20 protein-coding genes are annotated in these 24,129 nt (G+C 43.3%); 10 read left to right on the top strand and 10 right to left on the bottom strand.

The genetic code is table 11. The annotated features are described in order from the left end of the window. Positions 1–50: 50 nt before the first annotated feature. Both C4B60_RS15815 and gltB read right to left on the bottom strand, forming a co-directional pair. Entirely contained in the window at positions 51–1,538 is a 1,488-nt protein-coding gene (locus C4B60_RS15815) for a glutamate synthase subunit beta (RefSeq protein WP_104059008.1), read from the bottom strand. A gap of 21 nt (positions 1,539–1,559) precedes the next feature. Continuing rightward, positions 1,560–6,146, bottom strand: a complete 4,587-nt coding sequence (gene gltB / locus C4B60_RS15820; RefSeq protein ID WP_104059009.1) for a glutamate synthase large subunit — start codon at positions 6,144–6,146, stop codon at positions 1,560–1,562. Between the two features lie 585 nt (positions 6,147–6,731). On the opposite strand from gltB, the gene C4B60_RS15825 reads away from it, so the two are divergent. Beyond that, positions 6,732–7,208, top strand: coding sequence for a glutathione peroxidase (locus C4B60_RS15825; RefSeq protein ID WP_104059010.1), 477 nt, complete (start codon positions 6,732–6,734; stop codon positions 7,206–7,208). A gap of 49 nt (positions 7,209–7,257) precedes the next feature. Here C4B60_RS15825 and C4B60_RS15830 read toward each other — a convergent pair whose 3' ends face one another. The 3 genes from C4B60_RS15830 to C4B60_RS15840 all read right to left on the bottom strand — a co-directional run bounded on the left by C4B60_RS15830 (position 7,258) and on the right by C4B60_RS15840 (position 10,443). Then, the gene (locus tag C4B60_RS15830) at positions 7,258–8,106 is read right to left on the bottom strand and encodes a glycerophosphodiester phosphodiesterase (protein ID WP_104059011.1); all 849 of its coding nucleotides are present in this window, start codon (positions 8,104–8,106) and stop codon (positions 7,258–7,260) included. A gap of 796 nt (positions 8,107–8,902) precedes the next feature. Continuing rightward, positions 8,903–9,895, bottom strand: a complete 993-nt coding sequence (locus tag C4B60_RS15835) for a zinc-binding dehydrogenase (RefSeq protein ID WP_104059012.1) — start codon at positions 9,893–9,895, stop codon at positions 8,903–8,905. A 110-nt stretch (positions 9,896–10,005) separates the two neighbouring features. After that, positions 10,006–10,443: an ATP-binding protein gene (locus C4B60_RS15840; RefSeq protein WP_104059013.1), complete on the bottom strand. Its 438-nt coding sequence runs from the start codon at positions 10,441–10,443 to the stop codon at positions 10,006–10,008. A gap of 291 nt (positions 10,444–10,734) precedes the next feature. Between C4B60_RS15840 and C4B60_RS15845 the strand changes: the two genes are divergently transcribed. The 7 genes from C4B60_RS15845 (at position 10,735) to C4B60_RS15870 (ending at position 17,437) form a co-directional block, all read left to right on the top strand. Then, positions 10,735–11,529: a TIGR00266 family protein gene (locus C4B60_RS15845; RefSeq protein WP_104059209.1), complete on the top strand. Its 795-nt coding sequence runs from the start codon at positions 10,735–10,737 to the stop codon at positions 11,527–11,529. Positions 11,530–11,874: 345 nt separating this feature from the next. Continuing rightward, positions 11,875–12,909, top strand: a complete 1,035-nt coding sequence (locus C4B60_RS21880; RefSeq protein WP_280632280.1) for a gamma-glutamyltransferase family protein — start codon at positions 11,875–11,877, stop codon at positions 12,907–12,909. After that, the gene (locus C4B60_RS21885) at positions 12,896–13,516 is read left to right on the top strand and encodes a gamma-glutamyltransferase (protein ID WP_280632281.1); all 621 of its coding nucleotides are present in this window, start codon (positions 12,896–12,898) and stop codon (positions 13,514–13,516) included. The genes C4B60_RS21880 and C4B60_RS21885 overlap by 14 nt, the downstream gene beginning before the upstream one ends. A gap of 60 nt (positions 13,517–13,576) precedes the next feature. Next, the gene (locus tag C4B60_RS15855) at positions 13,577–15,193 is read left to right on the top strand and encodes an L-lactate permease (RefSeq protein WP_104059014.1); all 1,617 of its coding nucleotides are present in this window, start codon (positions 13,577–13,579) and stop codon (positions 15,191–15,193) included. A gap of 174 nt (positions 15,194–15,367) precedes the next feature. Next, positions 15,368–16,087 (top strand): GntR family transcriptional regulator, encoded by a 720-nt coding sequence (locus C4B60_RS15860; protein ID WP_104059015.1) that lies wholly within the window; start codon positions 15,368–15,370, stop codon positions 16,085–16,087. Between the two features lie 68 nt (positions 16,088–16,155). Then, complete coding sequence (locus C4B60_RS15865; RefSeq protein WP_104059016.1) at positions 16,156–16,869, top strand: DUF421 domain-containing protein; 714 nt, start codon at positions 16,156–16,158, stop codon at positions 16,867–16,869. 25 nt (positions 16,870–16,894) lie between these two features. After that, positions 16,895–17,437, top strand: a complete 543-nt coding sequence (locus tag C4B60_RS15870; protein ID WP_104059017.1) for a GNAT family N-acetyltransferase — start codon at positions 16,895–16,897, stop codon at positions 17,435–17,437. A gap of 265 nt (positions 17,438–17,702) precedes the next feature. Here the strand turns inward: C4B60_RS15870 and C4B60_RS15875 are convergent, their stop codons facing one another. Continuing rightward, positions 17,703–19,343, bottom strand: coding sequence for an AMP-binding protein (locus tag C4B60_RS15875; RefSeq protein WP_104059018.1), 1,641 nt, complete (start codon positions 19,341–19,343; stop codon positions 17,703–17,705). Positions 19,344–19,519: 176 nt separating this feature from the next. Between C4B60_RS15875 and C4B60_RS15880 the strand changes: the two genes are divergently transcribed. Next, positions 19,520–20,095: a hypothetical protein gene (locus C4B60_RS15880; RefSeq protein WP_104059019.1), complete on the top strand. Its 576-nt coding sequence runs from the start codon at positions 19,520–19,522 to the stop codon at positions 20,093–20,095. Positions 20,096–20,252: 157 nt separating this feature from the next. After that, positions 20,253–20,654, top strand: a complete 402-nt coding sequence (locus C4B60_RS15885; protein WP_104059020.1) for a YciI family protein — start codon at positions 20,253–20,255, stop codon at positions 20,652–20,654. A 139-nt stretch (positions 20,655–20,793) separates the two neighbouring features. On the opposite strand, the gene C4B60_RS15890 is transcribed toward C4B60_RS15885, so the two are convergent. The 4 genes from C4B60_RS15890 to C4B60_RS15905 all read right to left on the bottom strand — a co-directional run bounded on the left by C4B60_RS15890 (position 20,794) and on the right by C4B60_RS15905 (position 23,976). Next, positions 20,794–21,342, bottom strand: coding sequence for a nucleotidyltransferase domain-containing protein (locus C4B60_RS15890; RefSeq protein WP_245154015.1), 549 nt, complete (start codon positions 21,340–21,342; stop codon positions 20,794–20,796). 23 nt (positions 21,343–21,365) lie between these two features. Then, positions 21,366–22,187 carry a DUF2268 domain-containing putative Zn-dependent protease gene (locus C4B60_RS15895; RefSeq protein WP_104059022.1) on the bottom strand — a complete coding sequence of 274 codons (822 nt, stop codon included), beginning with the start codon at positions 22,185–22,187 and terminating at the stop codon, positions 21,366–21,368. 110 nt (positions 22,188–22,297) lie between these two features. Further along, complete coding sequence (locus C4B60_RS15900; protein WP_104059023.1) at positions 22,298–23,143, bottom strand: arylamine N-acetyltransferase; 846 nt, start codon at positions 23,141–23,143, stop codon at positions 22,298–22,300. A gap of 218 nt (positions 23,144–23,361) precedes the next feature. Then, positions 23,362–23,976 carry an SAM-dependent methyltransferase gene (locus tag C4B60_RS15905; protein WP_104059024.1) on the bottom strand — a complete coding sequence of 205 codons (615 nt, stop codon included), beginning with the start codon at positions 23,974–23,976 and terminating at the stop codon, positions 23,362–23,364. Between the last annotated feature and the right edge of the window lie 153 nt (positions 23,977–24,129).

Genomic DNA, 24,129 nt, shown 5'->3' on the forward strand with positions numbered 1-24,129 from the left:
AGCCTTGATGACCGTCATTTGCGCGGTCACAAGGCTTCTTTTTCTGTTCTCTACGGTAATACGGTTGCGCCCATTAAATAACGGTCGCATTCTCTTGCTGCTTCCCGTCCTTCGTTGATCGCCCAGACGATTAGACTTTGACCTCTTCTCATATCACCAGCTGAGAATACGCCTTCTACATTTGTTGTGTATTTTCCGTACTCTGCTTTTACAGTAGAGTTTGCATTTGTTTCTACCTGTAATTGCTGAATTAATCCTTGCTCAGGTCCTGCAAAACCGATAGCAAGCAGGACTAAGTCTGCCGGCCAGACTTTTTCAGTACCAGGAATTGCTTCACGAATGCGTGAGCCGTCTTCCCCTATACGCAGCTTGACGTTAATCGTGTGGACTTCTTTAATAAGTCCATTGTCATCGCCGACAAACTTTGTCGTCTGAACTGCGTAGGCACGCGGATCATCTCCATATTTGCTTGCTGCTTCTTTTTGTCCGTATTCAATCCGGTGAACAACCGGGTACTGCGGCCAAGGATTTCCTAGCGCGTCACGGATGGATCCTTTTTTATCATAAATATCAAATTGCGTTAAGCTCTTGCAGTTATGACGGATGGAGGTTGCCAGGCAATCTGTACCGGTATCTCCCCCTCCAATAACAATGACATCCTTGCCTTCAGCTGAAAGATAATTTCCATCTGCAAGATTTGAATCAAGCAGGCTCTTTGTATTGGCATGAAGAAAATCCATTGCGTAATGAATTCCTTTCAGTTCTCTGCCTTCTACCTGAATATCACGGTGAACCGTTGCTCCGCCGCACATAATAACGGAGTCAAATTCCTTGTTCAGCTTAGCAGCAGGATAATCCTTACCGACTTCAGTATTTGTAATGAAAGTGATTCCTTCTTCTTCAAGGAGCTTTACACGGCGTTCGACCATTGCATAAGGCAGCTTCATTTCAGGAATTCCGTATGTTAGCAGTCCGCCAACACGGTCATTGCGTTCAAAAACGGTTACCCAGTGACCAGCTTTATTAAGCTGAGCTGCGGCTGCAAGTCCTGCTGGCCCTGAACCGATAACAGCAACTTTTTTTCCGGTTCTTTTTTCAGGAGGCTCCGGTACCACCCAGCCTTCATCAAAACCTTTTTCAATGATGGCCCGTTCAACCGTTCGAATAGCTACAGGAGGCTCATTAATTCCAAGTACACAGGCTCCTTCACATGGAGCAGGGCATGCAGTACCGGTGAACTCCGGAAAGTTATTTTTCTCGTGCTCACGCTTTAAGGCTTCCTTCCATTGACCCTGATAAACTAAGTCATTCCATTCAGGAATCAAGTGGTATACAGGACAGCCTGTTGTTACCCCGTTAATTTCACTGCCATGATGACAGGTAGGGATCCCGCAGTCCATACAGCGGGCTCCTTGCTGCTTTATTTCTGCTTCTGACATTGGAAGCGTGTAATCATTCCAGTCTTTAATCCGCTCGGCTGGATCGCGTTCACGCTGAGACTGGCGATCATACTCCATAAATCCAGTAGGCTTCCCCATCAAATCCCTCCTTCTCCAAGTTTATTTTGCTGGTTCTAGTTCACGTTTACTTTCTTCAAATGCTGTCATTTCAGCTTCAAATTTAGATAAACCGCCATCCTGCAGTGTTTTAATACGATCATTAATTTTCAGGTAAGACTTTGGAATGACGCGGACAAATAATGGTGCATACTTATCCCAATACGTAAGAATTCGTTTACCGTGCTGACTATTTGTGTACGCTACGTGTTTTTCGATCATTTGATAGACTTCATTAAGCTCAACTGAATTTTCTATCGGCTCTATGTGTACAAGCTCCGGATTGCATCTTGAACGGAACATATTATCCTCATCAAACACATACGCCACACCGCCGGACATACCAGCGGCGAAGTTACGGCCTGTCTGGCCAAGAACGACAACCTTTCCGCCTGTCATGTACTCACAGCCGTGATCGCCAACTCCTTCTACTACTACATTCGCTCCGCTATTCCGGACACAGAAACGCTCTCCTGCAATCCCCTGAATGTACGCCTCACCAGCAGAAGCACCGTAGAAGGAAACATTACCGATAATGGTGTTCTTTTCTGGAGGGAAGGTAACGACAGGGTCTGGATGCACAATAATTTTTCCGCCGGAAAGACCTTTTCCGACAAAGTCGTTGGAATCCCCTACAAGGCGCAGTGTCATCCCTTTAGGAATAAACGCTCCAAAGCTTTGCCCTGCAGAGCCTTTTAATGTCAGCTTTATTGTATCCTCAGGCAGACCTTTTTCTCCGTACCGGCGCGTGATTTCACTGCCGAGCATCGTACCGGTCACCCGGTTAATATTCCGGATGGCGGTGGTGAATTCAACCGGCTCCTGATTTTCAATCGCCTTTTTACAAATTGGAATAAGCTCCTGGAAATCAATTGTTTTCTCAAGACCATGATCCTGATTTTGCATATGGTAACGGCCAACCTTTGCAGGAAGATCCGGAGAGTATAGAAGTGCAGAAAGATCGATTCCTTTTGCCTTCCAGTGATCTACGGCATCATTAACCTCTAATACATCGGTACGGCCAATCATTTCGTTAATCGTTCTAAAGCCAAGCTCAGCCATAAGCTCTCTAGTTTCACGAGCGATGAAGCGCATGAAATTTGCCACATGTTCTGCATCGCCTGTAAATTTCTTGCGAAGCTCAGGGTTTTGTGTCGCTACGCCAACAGGACAAGTGTCTAAATGACATACACGCATCATAACGCAGCCAAGCACAACAAGCGGTGCAGTGGAGAAGCCATATTCCTCTGCGCCGAGGAGTGTGGCAATAACGACGTCGCGGCCTGTCATCATTTTGCCGTCCGTTTCAACGACAATACGGTCCCGAAGGCCATTTAACAGGAGGGTTTGATGCGTTTCAGCCAACCCGATCTCCCAAGGAAGTCCGGTATGCTTCAGGCTCGTTCTTGGAGCAGCACCTGTTCCGCCATCGTAACCGCTGATTAAAACAAGATCGGCTCTTCCCTTTGCAACACCAGCTGCAATGGTTCCAACACCTACTGCTGAAACAAGCTTAACTGAGATTCGTGCGCTTGGGTTTGCATTTTTCAGATTGTGAATAAGCTCAGCCAAATCCTCAATCGAATAGATGTCATGATGAGGCGGAGGAGAAATTAATTCTACTCCCGGGGTAGACCCCCGAACCTCTGCTACCCAAGGGTAAACCTTTTTGCCAGGTAAATGTCCGCCTTCACCAGGCTTTGCTCCCTGAGCAATTTTAATTTGAATCTCATCTGCATTTACCAGGTAATGGCTCGTTACGCCAAAGCGGCCGGAAGCCACCTGCTTAATTGAGCTTCGTCTCGAATCACCGTTTTCATCACGTGTGAAGCGGTCAGGGTGTTCTCCGCCTTCCCCTGTATTGCTTCGCCCGCCTATACGGTTCATTGCGATCGCAAGCGCTTCATGTGCTTCCTGCGAAATCGAACCAAAGGACATGGCTCCTGTTTTAAAGCGGCGGCAAATAGACTCCACGGACTCTACTTCTTCAATCGGAACAGGGTGAGCGTGCTTGAACCGCAGAAGCCCCTTAAGTGACTGCAGATTTACCTTTTCATCTGTCAGCATGGCTGAATATTTTTTAAAGGTATCATAATCGTTTGAGCGGCATGCATGCTGAAGCGTGTGAATAGTGCTCGGGTTATATTGATGATCCTCACCCTTAGCACGGTACTGATATTCATCCCCCGCTTCAAGACTGTTATTTCCTCCGCGATTATCGCCAAAGCCTGCATTATGACGCATGAGCACTTCTTTTTGAATCATTTCGATGCCGATTCCGCCTAAACGGGAAGAGGTGCGGGTGAAATACTTGTCGATGACATCCATATGAATGCCCACCGCTTCAAAAATCTGGGCTCCGCGATAACTCTGGATCGTTGAAATCCCCATTTTAGACAGGATTTTAATAACACCGTCTGTTACGGAGCTGATGTAGCTTTCCACAGCTTTATCGAGTGAGTCGATGGCAATTTCACCTTTATCAATTAAATCGCGCACGGAATCAAACGCAAGGTACGGGTTAATGGCTTCAGCGCCATAACCTAGCAGCATAGCAAAATGATGCACCTCTCTTGGCTCTCCTGACTCAATCAGTATGCTTACCTTTGTTCTCGTTCCCTTGCGGATTAAATGATGGTGAAGACCTGACACAGCAAGTAATGCCGGGATGGCCGCTTTTTGGGCAGACACTCCGCGGTCAGATAAAATCAATAGGGTCGTTTCCTGCGCTACCGCCTGATCCGCTTTTTCAAACAGATCGTCCAGTGCCTGTTCCATGCTATTCTCTGCTCCGTCAGCATCAAAAAGAGTGGAGAAAGTTACAGCTTTAAAGCCTTCAAGGCGCTGCTGACGAAGCTTTTCCAACTCCCGGTTTGTTAAAACGGGCGTCTTCAGGCGAATATGCTTACAGCTGTCAGGTCCCGGCTTTACCAGGTTTCCTTCAGCACCTATTGTGGTATCCACCATAGTAATCAGCTTTTCACGAATCGCATCAATTGGCGGATTCGTCACTTGAGCAAACAGCTGTTTAAAATAGTTGTATAAAAGCTGCGGTTTTTTGGACAGCACTGCAAGCGGGGAATCATAGCCCATAGAGCCTACAGGATCTTTTCCGTCTGTAACAAGCGGCTTTATAATTTTGTTTAATTCTTCACGTGTGTAGCCGAACGACAGCTGCTGCTTTAACAGCTCTTCTCCAATATGGGCAGGCGGCTGTTCAGATGCTTCAGGCACATCGTCAAGATTTTTCATATTGGTCAGCCATTCTTTGTAAGGCTGTTCAGAAGCAATTTGAAGCTTCACTTCTTCATCCGGAATGATCGTTCCTTTTTCCAAATCAACAAGAAGAATCCGGCCAGGTGCCAGACGATCTTTATATTCAATGTCATCAGCAAAGATATCCAATGCTCCAACTTCAGAGCCAAGGACAATCATGCCGCTTTTTGTTACATAGTATCTTGCAGGTCTAAGCCCGTTACGGTCCAGACAGGCGCCAATTTGTGTTCCGTTCGTAAACACAAGCGCTGCAGGTCCATCCCAAGGCTCCATTAAAGTGCTGTGGTACTCATAAAAATCACGCTTTTCCTCTTTAATGGTATCGTCATTTGCCCATGGTTCAGGAACCATCATCATAGCTGTATGAGCAAGTGAGCGGCCTGACAAATGCAAAAATTCAAAGCAATTGTCAAACATTGACGAATCACTGCCGTCTGCATCGATAACAGGAAGGATTTTTTGCAGATCCTCATCGCTAAAATAATCCGATTCACAAAGCTGTTCCCTTGCACGCATCCAGTTTACATTGCCTCGTAATGTATTGAATTCTCCATTATGGATGGTATAGCGATTAGGGTGTGATCGCTTCCAGCTTGGGAAGGTGTTTGTGCTAAAACGTGAATGCACAAGCGCTAGCGCGGATTTAAAATCGGGATGGTTAAGGTCGATGTAAAACGAATCCAGCTGTTCGGGGATGAGCATGCCTTTATAGACAATGGTTCGGGTGGATAAGCTGCTGATGTACACATCTTCATAGCCTTCCAGAGATGCGAGCTCTTTTTCAACCCTTTTCCGAATAACATACAGCTTTCGTTCAAAATCCATCTGATCCTTAATGCCTTCTCCACATTCAATAAATACTTGTCTGATCGTTGGTTTTGTTTTAGTTGCTACTTTCCCCACAAATGAATCATTAATAGGAACCGGGCGCCAGCCAAGAAATTTTTGTCCTTCTTCAGCAATAATTTGCTCGAAGATCTCCTTACTTTGCTTGCGGATATCATGATCTTTTGGAAGAAAAACCATACCTACACCGTATTCGCCTTCACGCGGCAGATAGATATTTTCCTTCTCGCATTGTTTTTGGAAAAAGCGGTGCGGGATCTGCGTCAGGATGCCGGCGCCGTCACCGGTGCTTGTATCGGCTGATTGCCCTCCGCGGTGTTCAAGGTTGCATAAAATATTTATAGCATTTTGAACAATACTATGGGACTTTTCACCATTTATATTCGCAATCATTCCAATCCCACATGCTTCGTGTTCTTGTTCGGGATCGTATAAACCTTGCGGAACAGGATAACCTTTTTTAATCATGATAAACTCCCCTCTCTATTAATAATGATGAAAGATGCTCGTTCTCGTGATGAAGGGGCATTTCCACTCTTCATGCCATGCACACTTTCAATTTCGAACTAGTATACCATGAAACTCTTGATCACATAAAATTCTGATAACATTTTTTTGTGAATTAATATCAATTTTAATGAATGAAAACGCTACCAAACATCTACCCAAACCTTACATGAACATGTGAAATAGACTGATTTTTCAAGGTTTTGAAGGGTTTTGTGATTTTTTTATGAAAAAATTAAAAAATTTATAAAAAATCATTTTTCTCAAACGCTAAAAAAGCCATTCGTCACCCCTAAAATGTAAATGGTGGAAGACGGCTTTAATGAAAGGAAAAAATTTCAGCTGTTTGCAGCGAAGCCAATGAGCCTTTTAAATTGGCATTTTTTTCTCTGATCCTTTTAATCTTCTTGTCATTCTGGCCATATTTTGCCTCCGCATAGAAAATGTATAAACGAGCATGGTCCATAAAGCTTATTCAAAATTGCTTATCAGTCACTAATTGTTGTACGTTAAATGCAAAGAATAAATTTATTGGGGGTTTTCATTATGGAAAATGTCTATGATTTTACGGTAAAAGCCTCGAATGGAGAGCAGAAATCACTGCGTGAGTATGAAGGGAAGCCGCTTTTGATTGTTAATACCGCAAGCAAGTGCGGACTAACCCCACAGTTTAAGGGGCTTCAGGAGCTGCACGAAAAATATCAGGATCAGGGGCTTACAGTTCTTGGCTTTCCCTGCGATCAATTTAATAAGCAGGAATTTGAGGACATTAATGAAACCACAGAGTTTTGCCAGGTGAATTACGGCGTAAGCTTTCCAATCCATGCGAAAATAGATGTGAACGGTGATCAGACGGATCCTTTATTTGCGTATTTAAAGGAGCAGAAAAAAGGCGTCCTTTCAAAAGCAATTAAATGGAACTTCACAAAGTTTCTGGTTGATCGAAATGGAAAGGTAGTCGAACGGTTTGCACCGACGACAAAGCCTGAGGAATTAGAAAAGGAGCTTACGAAAGTTCTTTAAAAAACGAAATAGCAAAGAGCATCCGTTCTCTCTTGGAGAACGGATGCTCTTAATTTTCAGCCATAATAACTGTTGGCTCAACCGGCCATCGTGCGAAGTCTGTGATGATCCCGTCAACGCCAAACTGGTTGGCTTTTTCAATAAGTCTCTTATCTTTTTTGGACCAGACTAGAACCTTACTGTCCCTTAAATGGATTTGATCTACGATCCGTTTGTTAACTGTCGCGATATTAAAATTAATGTAGGTGGCAAAGGAAGCCAGGTCATCAAGATGTCTTTTTGATACAGGCAGTACTGTCGTTTTCATTAAAACGGCGATTTGGATATCCTCGTTTAATTCATGGATTCGCTTCATGGCTTTTACGTCAAATGACTGAACGACAATACTCTTTAAATCTGCGTATTGTTCAAGGACGCTGACAACCTTTTCTTCTATCCCTTTATTTAATGAAGGGTTTTTTATTTCTATTAATATTCCAATCTTTCCATAAAACTCTTCGAGCAGCTCATTTAAGGTGATAATGCTTTCTCCCTTAAAGCTTGTATCATAGCTTGATCCTGCGTCTAAGCTTTTCAGTTCTTCAAGTGTAAATTGATTTACAAACCCGGAGCCGTTAGTGGTTCTGTCAAGGGTGTCGTCATGGATGATGACGATCTCTCCGTCCTTTGATAAGTGTACATCGCATTCTAAAAAGTCTGCGCCAAATTCCATTGCTTTTTGAAAAGCAGCCTGTGTGTTCTCAGGAGCATAGCTTGAAGCACCTCGATGGGCTACAGTGATCATACCTTCTAGTTGAACGTCATTCATTGGCTGCCGAATATGACCTGCGAGAAAAACGAAACAAAGGACTACAAGCCCCATTGTAAGCGCTTTCCTTTTTCTCCACCTACTCTTCATTCACGCAATTCCCCTCGATAGAAAAAACTAACTTTTCAATTTTTTCTCTTTTCTATTAGTTTATCATATTTTAATAATTTCGTGACAGGATATTAAGATTTCGTGAAATTTATGTAAAGGTGAAGGACGGATTTTTTAAGTTTTAGAGGTAGGGATGAATGCCTTTGAATGCGGCGTGTTGATTTCCATTGCAGGGGCATGCTTTCCGCGGGGCGGGGCTTGAGCTAACTTGCTAGCGCAAGTGGATCTCAAGCTCCCGCTTCTTCCTGCAGGAGTCAGCCCCTTCCATTTTAATCAACTCTTAAATAGTTTGTTTGATTCTTCGAAATTAGTATGTGATGGGTGAAGGCCACTGAATGCGGCGTGTTGATTTCCACTGCAGGGGCATGCTTTCCGCGGGGCGGGGCTTGAGCTAACTTGCTAACGCAAGTGGATCTCAAGCTCCCGCTTCATCCCGCTGGAGTCAGCCCCTTCCGTTTCAATCAACTCTTAAATAGTTTGTTTGATTCTTCGAAATTTGTATGTGATGGGTGAAGGCCACTGAATGCGGCGTGTTGATTTCCACTGCAGGGGCATGCTTTCCGCGGGGCGGGGCTTGAGCTAACTTGCTAGCGCAAGTGGATCTCAAGCTCCCGCTTCTTCCCGCAGGAGTCAGCCCCTTCCATTTCAATCAACTTCTTAATATCTTATATGCTTCTTTGAAACTATCGTGTTATGAGTGAATGATTCATAAATTCGCATGTTCTAAATAAGTATAGAAAAAGCCGAGGCGAGGTTAGTCGCTTCGGCTTTTTTACTATCTGATTATGAATCCGATCTTCCCAAGCTGCTGTGCTTTTTCCATTCGTGAGAAAGCTTTTTCGAATTGATCGAGTGGGTAGATTTCGTCGAGAACTGGTTTGATTTGATGTTCTTTAATAAACTGAAGCATTTCCTTCAGCTCTTCTGCACTTCCCATTGTGGAGCCGAGCATGTTCAGCTGGCCGTAGAAGAATTCACGCAGGTTGAGTTTTATTTCGTCACCAGCTGAAGCGCCGAAGGTTACGATGGTTCCGCCGGTGCGAAGCTGGTCGAGTGATTTTTGGAATGTTGCTGCGCCTACACACTCGATAACAAGATCCATTTTGACACCAAGCTCCTCCTGCCAATCCTCTGAACTGCTGTCGATTGCTTTAGTGGCACCAAGCTTTAATGCAGCGTCCCGCTTTTCCTCTGATCGGGAAGTGACATAGACATCGGCTCCTGCTGCCTTTGCAAATTGAAGCAGGAAGGTTGCTACTCCGCTTCCGATTCCAGGGATAAGGACCTTCATGCCTGATTTAACTTTTCCCCGTGTAAAAAGTGCCCGGTATGCAGTAAGCCCTGCAAGTCCGAGTACGCCTGCTTCTTCCCAGCTGAGAAAGTCCGGTTTTGGCAGTACATTTTCTGCCGGCAGAACAATTTCTTCAGCAAAGGTGCCGTGACCAGGAAGACCGACAATTTCAAAGCCCTGCGGTGGTGCGTCACTGTTTTCTTTCCAGCCAAGACCAGGGTTGATAATGACCTCATCCCCAACCGTTACGCCTGTTACTTCACTTCCTACTTCCTCCACTACACCTGCTCCGTCTGAACCGATGACAAGCGGTGGATCCTCTGTTTTATGACGGGTGAGTACAAATAAATCCCGATGATTTAAACCCGCTGTTTTCAGCTTAACCCGGACCTCATTTGGCTGTGGAACGGCCGCGTCAATATCACTATATGTAAGCCCTTCCACTCCTTCTACCTGCGAATGAATCAAACCTCTCATCATGCCTCACTCCTTTTACATTTATATCTTTAATGTAAGCAAAGTTTGGCCATTAACTCAAGCTGCAGCTTGTACCTGCCGATTAAGTAAGAGCTTCTAAACAGGAGCACTTACTTAATCGGCACACATGCCTTCCCTTGTCTTTCAACAGCTTTTCCATCGAGAAAGGTATGAATAACCCGGCTTGGCGGAACGGTCATAACCAACAGCTCTCCAGTTCCAAACTCTACTCCGATCCGGTCAAAGCGTGGGCTGATGGAAGGCTTTGTTTCCTCCTGAATTTTTTGTTTTAGCATCTCAATATTTAAATTAGCCGGTACGCCTAAAATGGTTTTTTCATATCCCTTGACCCGGTCAGCGATCCCAAATACCACGCTGCCTCCTCCTCCATTTGTCAGGCAAATCGCATAATGGATCATTTTCCTTACATTATCTTCAAGGGCACGAGTGCTCCATTGCTTAAAGTCCAAATCCTGTCCTTCAAAATCATCAGCGATATGTACATCTAAACGGTAGACCAACTGCATGATTTCATGGATGCTTTTCATTCCAATTCCTCCTGCTTAACATAAAATGATCTATTTTGAGCGAGCTAGCCAGCCGCCCTTTCTCTCAGAATAACCTGCACAAATGAAAGCAGTACCCCGATTAAGAAAAAATAAGTGTACCTACTAATACGTTACTGCTTATTAGGATATTACAATTGAAATTATGCCTGATTTTTTCTCTATTTTTTCCCGAAAATTTTAGAGTAACCAGGGAAGGTATATTGTATGATTAAGCTGTCAGGATTTAAATGTTTTTTCATACTTAGTTCACCTAAAAAGGGAGATGAGAAAATGAATAATCATGAAATTGATTACACGCTTTATGGGGATGACATGCAGTTTGTTGAGGTGGAGCTTGATCCGCAGGAGGCCGTTATTGCAGAAGCAGGAAGCTTAATGATGATGGATGATGGCATTAAAATGGAAGCGATCTTCGGAGACGGCTCCTCAAACCAGGGAGGACTGATAGGAAAGCTGATCGGTGCAGGCAAAAGGGTGATTACCGGGGAAAGCTTATTTATGACAGCCTTTACAAATGAAGGTTTCGGTAAAAAGCATGTCAGCTTTGCCTCTCCGTACCCGGGGAAAATAATTCCGATGGATTTAAGTGAGCTGGATGGAAAGCTGATTTGTCAGAAAGACGCCTTTTTAGCTTCTGCAAAAGGGGTTTCGCTCGGCATTGAATTTCAGCGAAAGCTAGGCACTGGTTTTTTTGGCGGTGAGGGTTTTATTATGCAAAAGCTTGAAGGTGACGGTATGGCTTTTATCCATGCAGGAGGTACGATTCACAAAAAGGAGCTTGCCCCTGGTGAGAAGCTGCGTGTAGATACCGGCTGCCTTGTCGCAATGACCGGAGAGGTTGATTACAATATTGAGTTTGTCGGAGGAGTTAAAACAGCCCTATTTGGCGGTGAAGGTGTATTTTTAGCTACTCTTCAAGGTCCGGGTTCTGTTTGGATTCAATCTCTGCCGTTCAGCAGACTGGCAAGCCGTGTCTTTTCAGCAATGCCTCATAAAGGCGGCTCGAAGGATGAGGGCAGCATTGCAGGAGGGCTATTTGATATTTTGGGCGGCGACCGGCGATAAGGCTCTATCCTTCAGGGAAACTCCTATTAGCAGGGTTTCCCTTTTTTATTGGCTGTAAATAAAGATCGCCGATGTCAGTCTGTTGTTTTTGTCTCTATTCCTAATGAATATCATGGCCGCTCTTATCGGCTGACAAAACCAAATCAAATTTATTTCATATCAACATAATTCACCTCAACTAAATCCTATCCTCAATAATTTATAATTACATTTTTCCTCTCCAAGAAGGTTTTTTAAAATAAATATTTTAAATAGGAAGAAACGTGAACCCGTTGAAAACTCTACGTTTTCTTTGACTTTCGCTGGGTAAGCACTCCTATATAGGAAAAAAACAGGAGGGATTGTGTGACGTTAAATAAAGGTGGAAGCTTCGAATTTCTTCAAACCGGAAGACCGGCAGCAAAAGGGAAAAATGGTGCTGTCTCTTCTCCTCACTACTTAGCTACTCAAGCTGGACAAGAGATTATCAAAAAAGGAGGCCATGCGGTAGAAGGAGCTATCGCTGTCAATGCCGTCCTATGTGTTGTATATCCTCATATGGCTGGCCTTGGCGGCGATTTATTCTCCTTGATTTGGGACCAAAAAGACAAGGACGTTACGGCATTGAATGGAAGCGGCCGTTCAGGTTCGGAGGCTTTGAGAAGCTTTTATCACGAAAAAGGCTATGACACGATACCAAGCAGAGGGCCCCTATCAGCTAATACTGTGCCAGGGACCGTTGATGCCTGGTGGACAATGCATCAGCGTTACGGAAAGCTTAAATGGGAGGAGCTGTTTGAAACAGCCATTCATTACGCTGAAAAAGGGTTCCCTGTATCAGAGAAATTCAGCAGATTTATACACGAAAAGCAGGAAGTGATTGAACAGTATCCATCCACTAAGTCCGTTTTTCTTCCAAATGGTCAGCCTTTAAAAACGGGTGAGGTGCTCATACAGCGGGATCTCGCTTGGTCTTTAAAGCTTATTGCAGCAGAAGGGCGAAAAGCGTTTTACGAAGGGGACATCGCTAAAAAATTAGTACAGTCCCTACAAGAAAGTGAAGGTTTGCTTACAGAGGATGACCTTAAAAATCATGAAAGCAACTGGGAGAAGCCTCTTTCAACTGATTATAGGGGCTATCAGGTTTATGAGGTTCAGCCTAATACACAGGGAATTGCTACTCTTATGATGCTGAATATCTTAAGGCAGAAGGATATTACTGCTCTTGGTGACAATACCCCTGGCTATTACCATCTCTTAACGGAAGCAGCTAAGCTCTCCTTCTATTACAGGGATCAATGGGTAACAGACCCTGACTTCAAAAACATTCCAATGGAAGAATTACTTTCAGAGGAGCAATCTGCCTCCATTCTCTCCAAAATTTCAGATGATGCCGGTTGACGAGCTCGACTCTCTTCCTGAGGTTGCCTCAAGCAGGGATACCACTTATATGTGCGTAGCTGATCAGGAAGGAAATTGTATTTCTCAGATTCAAAGCATCTACCATGAATTCGGTTCAGGGTTTATCCCCGAAGGCTGTGGTTTTTTACTACAAAATAGAGGGTCTTTCTTTAGCTTGGATAAAGAGCACCCAAATACGTTAGAACCAAACAAACGCACCTTCCATACGATTATTCCGGCAATGGCGACAAAAAATGGCCGACCGTATATGCTGTTTGGAACAATGGGCGGCGAAGGACAGCCGCAAACACAATGCGCCTTGCTTACACGGGTTGTAGATTTTGGCTATGATGTACAGCAGGCCATTGAGGCGCCGAGGTGGCTCTTTGGACGAACATGGGGCGATTCGAGCTCAACCTTGAAGCTTGAGGGGAGAATCCCCGATGCTGTAACGATGAAGCTAAGCGACTTAGGTCATGAAGTAGAGCGAGTAGAGGGTTACTCTCAAACAATGGGACATGCTCAAGCTATTTTAATTGATGAAAAAACAGGCATCTATTCCGCCGGAGCCGATCCGCGCGGAGACGGAATCGCCTTGTCGTGGTAAATCAAGCAGAGGGCTCATAGCCCTCTGCTTACTACTTCTTAGAGAAAGGTTGCTGAAAAAATGGAGCACTCATTACCGATCGATTTATTTCACTGGGGGATGGCCATTCTGCCTCTCGTTCTTCTGCTTATCATGCTCGTTGCGCTGAAATGGTCAGGCGCTGTTTCAGGCTGGACCGCATTCGGAGTGGCTTTACTTATCGCTCTATTTCTTTTTAGAGCCCCGCTTAGTAATGTTTCAGTAGGATTCGGCAAAGGCTTATGGGAGGCATTTTTTATCCTTTTAGTCGTCTGGCCGGCTCTTCTGCTTTATCAGGTTACAAGAGAATCCCGGTCCTTTTTAGTGATTCGGGAAGGCATCCAAAAACATAGTAAAAATTATTTGTTTCTGGTTTTAGCCTTCGGGTGGGTTTTTGCTTCCTTCCTGCAGGGAATTGCCGGCTTTGGCGCTCCCATTGCCGTTGTAGCTCCGCTGCTAATTGGAATTGGGGTGAAGCCCGTCATAGCAGTGGTCATTCCATTGATTGGCCATGCATGGGCTAATATGATGGGAACACTTGCAGTCGGATGGATTGCGACAATCAATTCAGTCGAAATCGCAGATCAGGGACTGACCCTTCTTTATACAGGTGTTTTACTATGGATTCCGAATATACTGGCAGGTCTTATTATTTGCTGGCTGTTCGGTAAGTGGAAAGCCATTAAAGAAGGATTTATTGCTGTTATTATTATTTCTGTTATCCATGGAGGAGGACAGTTAATTCTAACTCAGGTTAATCCCACGTTAAGCAACTTCATACCTGCTACTCTAGCACTTGGCGCACTGTTTCTTCTTGCACGTATGGATCGCTACAAGGAAAAATCAAAACTACAGGATGATACAGATATACTGGAAGATTCGTCTGATTCTGAGGAAGAGGAAGAAAAAACACCAAAAATGTCTCTGCACAAGGCATTCATGCCTTATTATGTGCTGACGGGCTTATCGATCTTAATGCTGGGGATTCCATTTATCCACGATTTCCTGGATCAATTTGAATTTGGACCTCCATTCCCGGCGATTGAGACAGGCTATGGCTTTGAAATAGAAGGAGAAGGATCTTATTCTCCAATTGCTCCTTTAACACACCCGGGGCTTTACCTTTTCATCTCCTCTATTTTTGCTTATTTCTGGTACCGCAAAAGGGAATTGTACAATCAAGATAGCACGAAAAATATCCTGAGCGGTGTAAAAGGAAATGCTGTAGGTGCTTCTTTGGCGATCATGGGATTCTTAACCATGACTGAAGTAATGGATAGTTCAGGACAGACCACCGTCGTGGCACTTGGAATTGCAGAGGTCTCGCCTCCAACTGTCTATGTTGCATTAGCTTCTTTTCTTGGTGTAACCGGAGCATTTATGACCTCGTCCAATACGTCGTCAAATGTTCTATTTTCCCCTCTTCATGGATCTGTCGTACAATCGATGGATTCTTTGCGAATGGAACAGGTAATTGCCGCTCAATCTGCCGGTGGTGCCATTGGTAACTCAATTGCCCCTGCAAATGTCATTTTGGGAACCAGCACAGCAGGCATTAAAGGGAAGGATTCCGAAGTGCTGAAAATCACTTTAGTCTTCGCGATGATCTCTACAGCACTTGTTGCCGGTGTAAGTGTTCTGTTCCACCTATTTGGATAGCAGCTTGCCCCCTGACAATAGTCAGGGGGTTGTTTTTTATTGGTATAGACATCTATATTATCAATATGATAAAGTAAGCTTATTTAAAGAGAGAACACTTACCGGGAGAGACTTTCCTGTGAGCTAAAATTGCTAAAGAGAAAAGGATCATTTCATATAGAAAGGAATAGATAAATGCTAAATAAAAAATCCCCTCTTCCGCTGTATGCGCAAATAGAAGAAAACATAAAAGGGCAGATTCAGGAAGGTGCCTTTAAGCCCGGTGATCCGATACCTTCTGAACGTGAGCTGACCAGTACCTATCAGGTCAGCAGAATGACCGTGCGCCAGGCTGTACTTAATCTTGTAAAGAATGGTCTTCTTTATCGGGAAAAAGGCAAGGGTACGTTTGTTTCAGAAGAAAAAATTGAACAGCCGCTTCAAGGTCTGACCAGCTTTACAGAAGATATGCGCTCACGTGGAATGGAGCCGGGAAATGAGTTAATCAGCTTTGAACGGGTCATTCCCTCTTTTGATATTGCAGATAAGCTTGGATTAGAAATACAGGAAGAAGTGTTCTTTGTTAAGCGAATTCGCTATGCTGATCATAAGCCGATGGCGATCGAATCTACTTATTTACCAAGTAAGCTTTTTCCCGCCCTTACTGAACAAGTGGTTCAGGGCTCACTTTATGATTATATAGCCAGCCAGATGCTGATAATTGGTCAGGCCTCTCAATCGATTGAAGCAGGACTGGCGTCCACAGATGAAGCAGAACTCCTTCAAATAGAAGAGCCTTCAGCGGTTTTAAAAATTGAACGGCTCAGCTATTTAACCACCGGCACCCCTTTTGAAGTGGTTCACAGCACTTACAGGGCAGACCGTTACAAGTTTCGCAGTGAAATCAAGCGTTAGACGGTATTCCCCTCCAAGAACATGGCAAAACTGGATTGGTAGATACTTAACTGCCTGGAGGTTTTGCTATGATCGAGGTTTTAAAGGACATCCTGCTGGTTGTCGGACGTATTGCCACGATTGTTCCGCTTATGCTGATCATGACACTTTATATGGGTAAGCGGGCCATTGGTGAGCTGCCGGTTTTTGATTTTCTTATTATCCTGACTCTTGGAGCAGTCGTCGGAGCGGATATTGCTGATCCTGATATCCACCATCTCCCTACTGCAGCAGCAATAATTTTTCTGGCAGTATTCCAGCGCCTTGTCGCGAGATGGAAAATATCCAACCGGAAACTAGGGCAATTCATCACATTCGAGCCCACAGTAGTCGTGCAAAATGGTGTTTTACTTGATCAAAACATGAAAAAAATTAATTACTCTATCAATAATATTCTTCAAATGCTAAGAGAAAAGGATGTATTTGACCTTCAGGATGTGGAGACCGCCATTGTAGAAGCAAATGGCTCCTTAAGTGTGTTAAAAAAGCCGCCCCTCTCCCCTTCCGGCATTTCTGCTGAAAAGCCCTCTCCAATTGCTTTCCCCGTCATGATGGACGGAACGATTTATCCAAAAGTGTTAGAACATTTTAATGTAGATGAAGCCTGGCTGAGAAAGCAGCTTGCTGAACAAGGGATATCAGATGAGAAGAACATATTTTACGCATCAATCAATCCTGACTTAAAGCTGCATATTTCATTAAAAAATGAAGGAGAGCTTAAGGTTCCTCCGTTTTTTCATTAGGAATTAAAAAAAAGAGGTGTTTCACATGCTAAACATCGAGATTAGAACACCAAAAGCTGAGGAAAGAAAACAGTTAAATCAATTTTTTGAAACGGTGATCACTGATACGTTTAGCAAAGAAGGCATAGGTCATCAAACAGAGGATATCAAAGAAGAAATAAGCACGAAGAAAAACTTCTTAGAAAGCTATTTCACCAGCAACGGAAAGGAAAGATTTTTCCTGATTGCCCTTTCGAATGGAAAAATGATCGGTTCGATTGAATTTGGTCCGGCAAGTGACCTCATAAAGGAATGCACGACCAACGCCTATAGCAGACTAATGGAAATAGGAACAGTCTTTGTTCATCCGGACTTTCAACGAAACGGTGTAGGAAACCTGATGCTGAAGTGCATTTATAAAGAGCTTCAGAAAAGGGGCATTGTAGAATTTTGCCTGGACAGCGGATATACGAGTGCACAAAAAATATGGATGAAGAAATTTGGACCGCCTGATTATTTGTTAAAGGATTATTGGGGAGAAGGGTTTGACCATATGATTTGGAAAAAGGAAGTTAAGGATTGTTTGTGATGACGCATAGCATCACACCAGCCATCAGCGCTTGATCAAGATTTGGATAATAAGAAGAAAAGAGGTTGAGATAAATGGAAGATTGTCTTAACTTCTTTCGCCCGGTTCACTGCGCTTCAGATGGACGCTTTCCGCGGGGCGGGGCTTGAGCTAACTTGCTTTCAGCAAGTGGGTCTCAAGCTCCCGCTTCTTCCCGCTGGAGTCGCCACCTTCCGCTCCGTTTCCCTCACGTTTTTAAAATTATCGTTAAGTCCCGGATCCTTCTTTATTTCGCCTCAGCCTCCACCTTGTCCAGAGACATTTCCCTTAAAAGATATTTTTGTATTTTTCCTGAAGCCGTCATTGGGTAGGAATCTACAAATTCGATGTACCGTGGAATTTTATGATACGAGATTTTCCCCTTGCAGTACTCTCTAAGCGCTTCAGCGTCAAGCATCTCGCCATCCTTTAAAATCACCCAGGCCATCAGCTCCTCCCCGTACTTCGGATCCGGGACTCCTACGATCTGCACATCTAAGATGGAAGGATGCTGATAAAGAAATTCCTCGATTTCGCGGGGATAAATATTTTCTCCGCCTCGGATAATCATATCCTTTATGCGTCCGGTGATAGCGATATAACCATCCTCATCCATAACCGCGATATCCCCGGTATGCAGCCACCCTTCTATATCAATTGCTGCATGCGTTGCTTCTTCATTTCTATAATAGCCCTTCATGATTAAATAGCCTCTAGCACATAGCTCACCTGGAACGCCTGCCGGGACTTCTTCCATTGTGACAGGGTCAATGATTTTCACCTCAACATGCGGATGCGGCTTCCCGACCGTTGCTACTCTTTTTTCAATCGCGTCATCCGAACGAGTCTGGGTAATCACGGGCGACGACTCGGTCTGCCCATAGCAAATCGTTATTTCACTTGCCCCCATGTCATGTATCACTTTTTTCATCACTTCAATCGGGCACGGGGAACCGGCCATAATCCCTGTTCTGAGCGTTGTGGTATCAAAGCTTTCATAATCAGGATGATTCAGCTCTGCAATAAACATCGTAGGCACACCGTGAAGCCCGGTGCACTTTTCATCCTGAACAGCCTGAAGCACTTTTTTAGGATCAAACTGCTCCACTATAACCATCGTGGTGCTATGAGTAACAGCTGCCATCGTTCCAAGAACACAGCCAAAGCAATGGAAAAAAGGAACCGGAATGCACAGCCTGTCCTCGTGGGTTAAATTCATGAAATCACCGATTATTTGACCGTTATTGACAATATTCATATGCGTAAGCATGACACCCTTTGGAAAACCGGTTGTTCCTGAGGTGTATTGAATATTGATCACATCATCAAAATGAAGCGCTTTCATTCTGCTGTTTAATTGATCATCCGATACTCCGCGTGCAAAAGCTTCAAATTCACTCCATGTAAAAATCCCTGGATAGTCCTTTTCACTCATCACAATAACCCGCTTTAAGTGCGGCAGTACGTCGGAAACCAGTTCTCCTTTTTCTGAGTGCTCAAGCTCGGGACAAAGCGCCTGAATAATTGATATGTAGGATGTACCTTTAAATTCTTCCCCTAAAATAAGCGTCGTAGCGTCTGACTGCTGGAGTAAATACTTTAATTCGTTTTCCTGATAATTCGTATTTACTGTTACCAGCACTGCCCCCATTTTCCCGGTAGCAAACTGACTCTGCAGCCATTCCCTTTTGTTATCTGACCAAATCGCGACATGCTCGCCCTTCTCAATCCCCATTCCCATGAAGGCCTTTGCAAGATGATCCGTTTCCTGGTCAAACTCCTTATACGTCTTTCGTATTCCATGCTCCGGATATACATAAGCTTCAGTCGCAGGATGCGCTTTCGCTGCCTCCCGGACAACCTGTCCAACCGTCTGATGTTTTAACATCCTTCATCCCCCTTTGCTGTTCAAACTAATATTATCATAAAATTCAGAATAATGGGTGTAAATTCCATTTTCTATTGTTACTGCTTTTCGAAAAGCTAAAGGGGCAATGGAAAGATGCTATTCATCTATTCCATTTGGTAAACTAATACTAGAATGATTGGATAAGGGGGTGAAAAATGAACGTATTAACGAAACTATCAGCCATTTCATCAAAGCTCGGCAGACTCCCATTTTTTCTTCTTTCCGTTCTTATCTTTGCTGCTTTTATTGGCTTTATTCTGCCTGCTGAGGCGGAGAGATCAAGTGAACAAACCGGCAGCAGCCGTTCCCCTGACTCGTCCTTTATTTATTCTGCAAATGATCTGTATTCAATGGCAGAGGAATATGGAGAAGATGGGCGTCAATCCTATATCAAAGCTCGTTTCTCTTTTGATCTCGTTTGGCCGCTTGCTTATACCTTCTTTTTAACTGCAGCTCTATCATTTTTTTACCGTCCGTTTGGTAAATGGCAGCTTTTCAACCTCCTCCCTATCTTTGGTACGCTGTTTGATTTTCTTGAAAACATTTCCGCTTCCCTTGTCATGTTTCGTTTCCCCGGGAGAACTCCGGTTGTTGCAGAGCTTGCTCCTATTTTCACATTGGTAAAATGGGTAAGCATCTATGCCAGCTTTGGTATTATTTTGATTGGGATTGTTTTGTGGGTGATTTATATATTCAGGAAAAAGGTGCGTTTTGGGGGTTCAAGTATCTGACACACTTAGCGCTCCAAAAATTCTATGATACTATTGTTTAACCCTTAAACTAGTATTCTTTTTCTTAATCTCCGAGTCGACTTTCCCGCTGTCCGTTCGCTGTATGGATAAAGAGGTTAATCTAAAGAGTTTGCCTCTAAAAAAGGAGGAAATGATTATGCTGTTTATGCTGATTGTCAAAGCCTCACAAAATTCAGAAGCCGGAAACCGTCCAAACTCGGAGCTCAATGAAGCGATGAATAAATTCAATGAAGATTTAGTAAAAGCAGGCGTGAGGGTTGCGGCTCAAGGGCTCCATCCAAGCTCAAATGGTATACGTATTTCATACCCGAACCCTGGAGAAAAGCCGGTCGTTACCAATGGCCCCTTTCCAGAAACGAAGGAAATTATTGCAGGATTTATTTTAATTGACGTGAAGTCCAGGGAAGAAGCAATTGAATGGGCGATGAGAATGCCGGATCCGCAGGGATATGGAGAAGGGCAGATTGAATTGCGTCAGGTTTATGAAGCACCAGCACTTGATGAGCTGCTTGCAAAAGAAGCTGGCAGAGGAAAATAACAGCCCAGTATGAAACAATCGCTGGCATCTGGACGATTAATCAGTCAAAATTATTGCATGCATTGTCCAAATCGTACAGGATGCCAGTCAGAAATTTCTATTGAAGCAGGCGAATGAATGTATTGATTAGATATTCTGATTAACAAAAAGAGTCATCTATTATTCGGCGTAAGAGTCGTTTGCTTTCTACATCCTTTTGACGCGGCTTTCGTCCGATTTGTTCATAAGCCTCTTTCTCTTCCAGCTGCTGTCTTGGGTGCAAAACGCACGCTGAACTTCCATGTAAAATAAACGGTGTCGTAAGCAAAGAGTCAGACCTCCAGATCCATTCGGATAAACCATTCATCATAATGAGACCATCACTTGATCTCGTTATATACCCAAATGTAATATCCACATTGTTTTTACTGAAATCGGACTGCCGATTCTTAAATTTGGCTTTGACAGGTATGTTCTTAAACCTGTCTTTCAAAAGCTCCCTTTCCAGCACTTCCCGATGTTGTATCCATGTTATCAGGTCTATAACGTTGTGCGGGCGGGTAATTTCACCGAGTAAAAAGTCAATCGCCCAGCCTCCGCGCAGCCAGAAAGCAATTCCTGTTTTTTTGGAAATAGCACTTATTTTTTTTAATACATCCATTTGTTCTATAGTTTGTTTATCATAGACAGGCTGGGCCACCCTTCTCACCTCAAATTCTGATAATCTATTCTTTAGCTGCCCTGCTTTGTTTTTGCATAAGTCTCCATTAATACAGAAGGCTCAACCCAAAATAAATTCCTTATATCCTCTATTTGATTAACCGAAGCGAAATGTGAGACTGCTTTCAGGGCAAATGAATAGCCTGCGAAGACAGGTATTTCTTTTTTCCGGCTTCCAAAGCATAAAGCCATCTTAATATGATCGTCTGTCGTTTTGAGATGATATTTGCATGCCTCCCAGTACTCTGCTTCCTTGTCAGGTGGCAGTGTGTCCTTCCACCATCTTTTATCCGGATACAACGTGAGGGCAAAATACTCTGCTGTCCCCTCCATTTTGTACCACTCCTCCAGTGTAAACGTGCTCAGCGATAGAGTGTAAATAGGGTTTTCAGGACATGCGTGGTGACACTCGTGCGCGATCAGGTATTGAAGAAAGTCCTTATCAGGCTGGGGAGGAATCGCGATAATGATAGTACCGGGACCATTGGTAAAGGCATTAGTCCACATAGCTTGTGGCTGTGATTTAAAAAATGGCAGCTCGACAGCGGGCACTACCGTAATATGAATTGTCTTAAATGGCAGATACTGACTCACTTTTTGAACCGTTTCATAAATCATTTTCTCAATTTGTTCAGCATTCCATTCAAAGCTTCTGATTTCCATTTTAGTTAATTCTTTAAAGTTAAACAGCTGAAATCGTGAAGCTAATTCTTTCCAATCAGTCATCCAGGACTTTTGGGAAACTAACCCGCTAAGCTCCTGCTCTAAATAGTTCTCCAAGTCATGCTGGTTTTCTAAGAGTTTAGCTGGAGTTAGTTGTCTGATATTGACCACTAGTTGTCCTCCTTTTACTGCTTAGTCTGTAACTTCATAAAGATTATTTTGGCTTTAGAAAATGAGTATGACTGACCCAGATCTAACCACCCTTCCGATCCTATCAAAATTCACTTTTCACGCAGAGCAAAAATATCAATAGGTAAGCTTTCTAATACCTCAATAGCCTCAATAACCGGCAGCTTCGGCAATAGGAATTCCTCTGATATAACTTCCTTAATTTCCTCTTTGGAAGTTAACGTCCTAACAACTGTTTCACCCATCGAATAGCGAATGCCAAACTTATTATTTACTAAAGAAACACTTCGTTGCTTGCCAGTTTGATAGAACTGACATCTTAAAATGGTCATAAATGGAGCATCAGGTTTATTGGACCTTACCATTACTCCATTAAAATCGCTTAGTTTAGCTTCTTTACGGGAATTGAATTTCCATGTTTTCCCACTCTGTTCACCATTTGTGAAGCGGACATATTTAAAGGCATTTCGCTCAGGGTCTTCTGGCAATAAATGCACTTCATCCCTGCCAAAAGAGGAAGTATTCTTAAAGTCAGATTCAAAACGGACAGGCTTGAAAAAAGGAGCTGCTGCACCACAATCTATATAAAATCGCTCATGATCAATTTTCACAATAATGCCCATATGCTCTTCGCCAAGCATAATATGATAGCAATCAAATCCCAGACTCTTTAGAAGCCTCATCAAATTAGCATTTAAGGTATAGCAGGTACCTCCAAAATTGAATTTTGTATAGTTTGTTGTAAATTGCTCAAATGATGGGATATCGAAATGGTTATAGTTATGGTTTCTGAAATAGAGAAGCTTGCTGATATTTTCGAAGGGGAAAGTATTAAGCTGTGCATGGCAAATCTTCTGTAGATAGTCATAGGATGGATCTTCATTTTGTAGAGTAAGATGATTTAAATAATCACTTGTGCTGTCATGAAACGCTGCCAATTCATTTCACCCCCCATACAAATTTAAAAATAAATAAACACCATAATTACAAGACTTATAAATGTGTATAGCAGCAAACCGTAAGAGATTCCATATTTACTTGAAAATCTCAGCTGTCTTGAACTCTTTCAGTGCCTGACTTGTGTTAAATATAGCAATCCAGATAAGAAATCCAAGAGCTAATGCTGTAACCAGTGCTCACCCGATCAATCTTTCTATCACGATTTACCTTTAATCCGAAATACAACAAACCGCTCATTCTCATCTTTTTCATAAAAGCCCGGGATTTTGATATCCATAAGGAGTTCGCAGGACGTACGGTCGAAAAGAAAATGAATATATTCAGCGGTAGGATAATAGAAAATGAGGTCGACAGTTCTTGGGTGCTTTTCGATTGATTTTTGGATATTACTGATGACCTTCATAAAGATTTGAATTGAAAAAGGGTTAAAGAAATAAAAAATATTCTGCCCCTTCTCGATCGGATATTCTTCTGCCAGACATCGCTCGAAACGAACAGATCCTGTGATTTTTTTCTTTTTTTCCAAATAGGCTGACTGATTTTCCAACGCTGCCTGAAAAAGCTGACCGTTTACTTCAATCCCGGTTACGGAAAGTCCAAACGTATGATGCAGGTAAAATGAAACTCTCCCCTTGCCGCATCCAAAATCAACGAGTTCATCTGAACGCTTCATTGGATAGTTTTCGCAAAGCAGCTCCAGTCCAGCATAGGGTGTCGCCTCATAGCGGTTTTGGTGTATCGTATTACTCAATGCCTGCAAACCGCTTGCTGATTGAATTTTGAGGAATTGATCATACTCCAGCTCATTCATATAAAAACTCCTTAGATTAATTCTTTTTAATTTTATTATAACGGTAAAAACGGAGGAAAAGTAAGCTCGCCCCCTTAAAAATCCATATTCTTCTAAAATTGAATTTTATGATAAAATAAAAGGGTGAAACTTCATTCTAAAGGAGGTTTTCAT

This window comes from Jeotgalibacillus proteolyticus, from assembly GCF_002926065.1.
GTDB classification, from domain to species: domain Bacteria; phylum Bacillota; class Bacilli; order Bacillales; family Jeotgalibacillaceae; genus Jeotgalibacillus; species Jeotgalibacillus proteolyticus.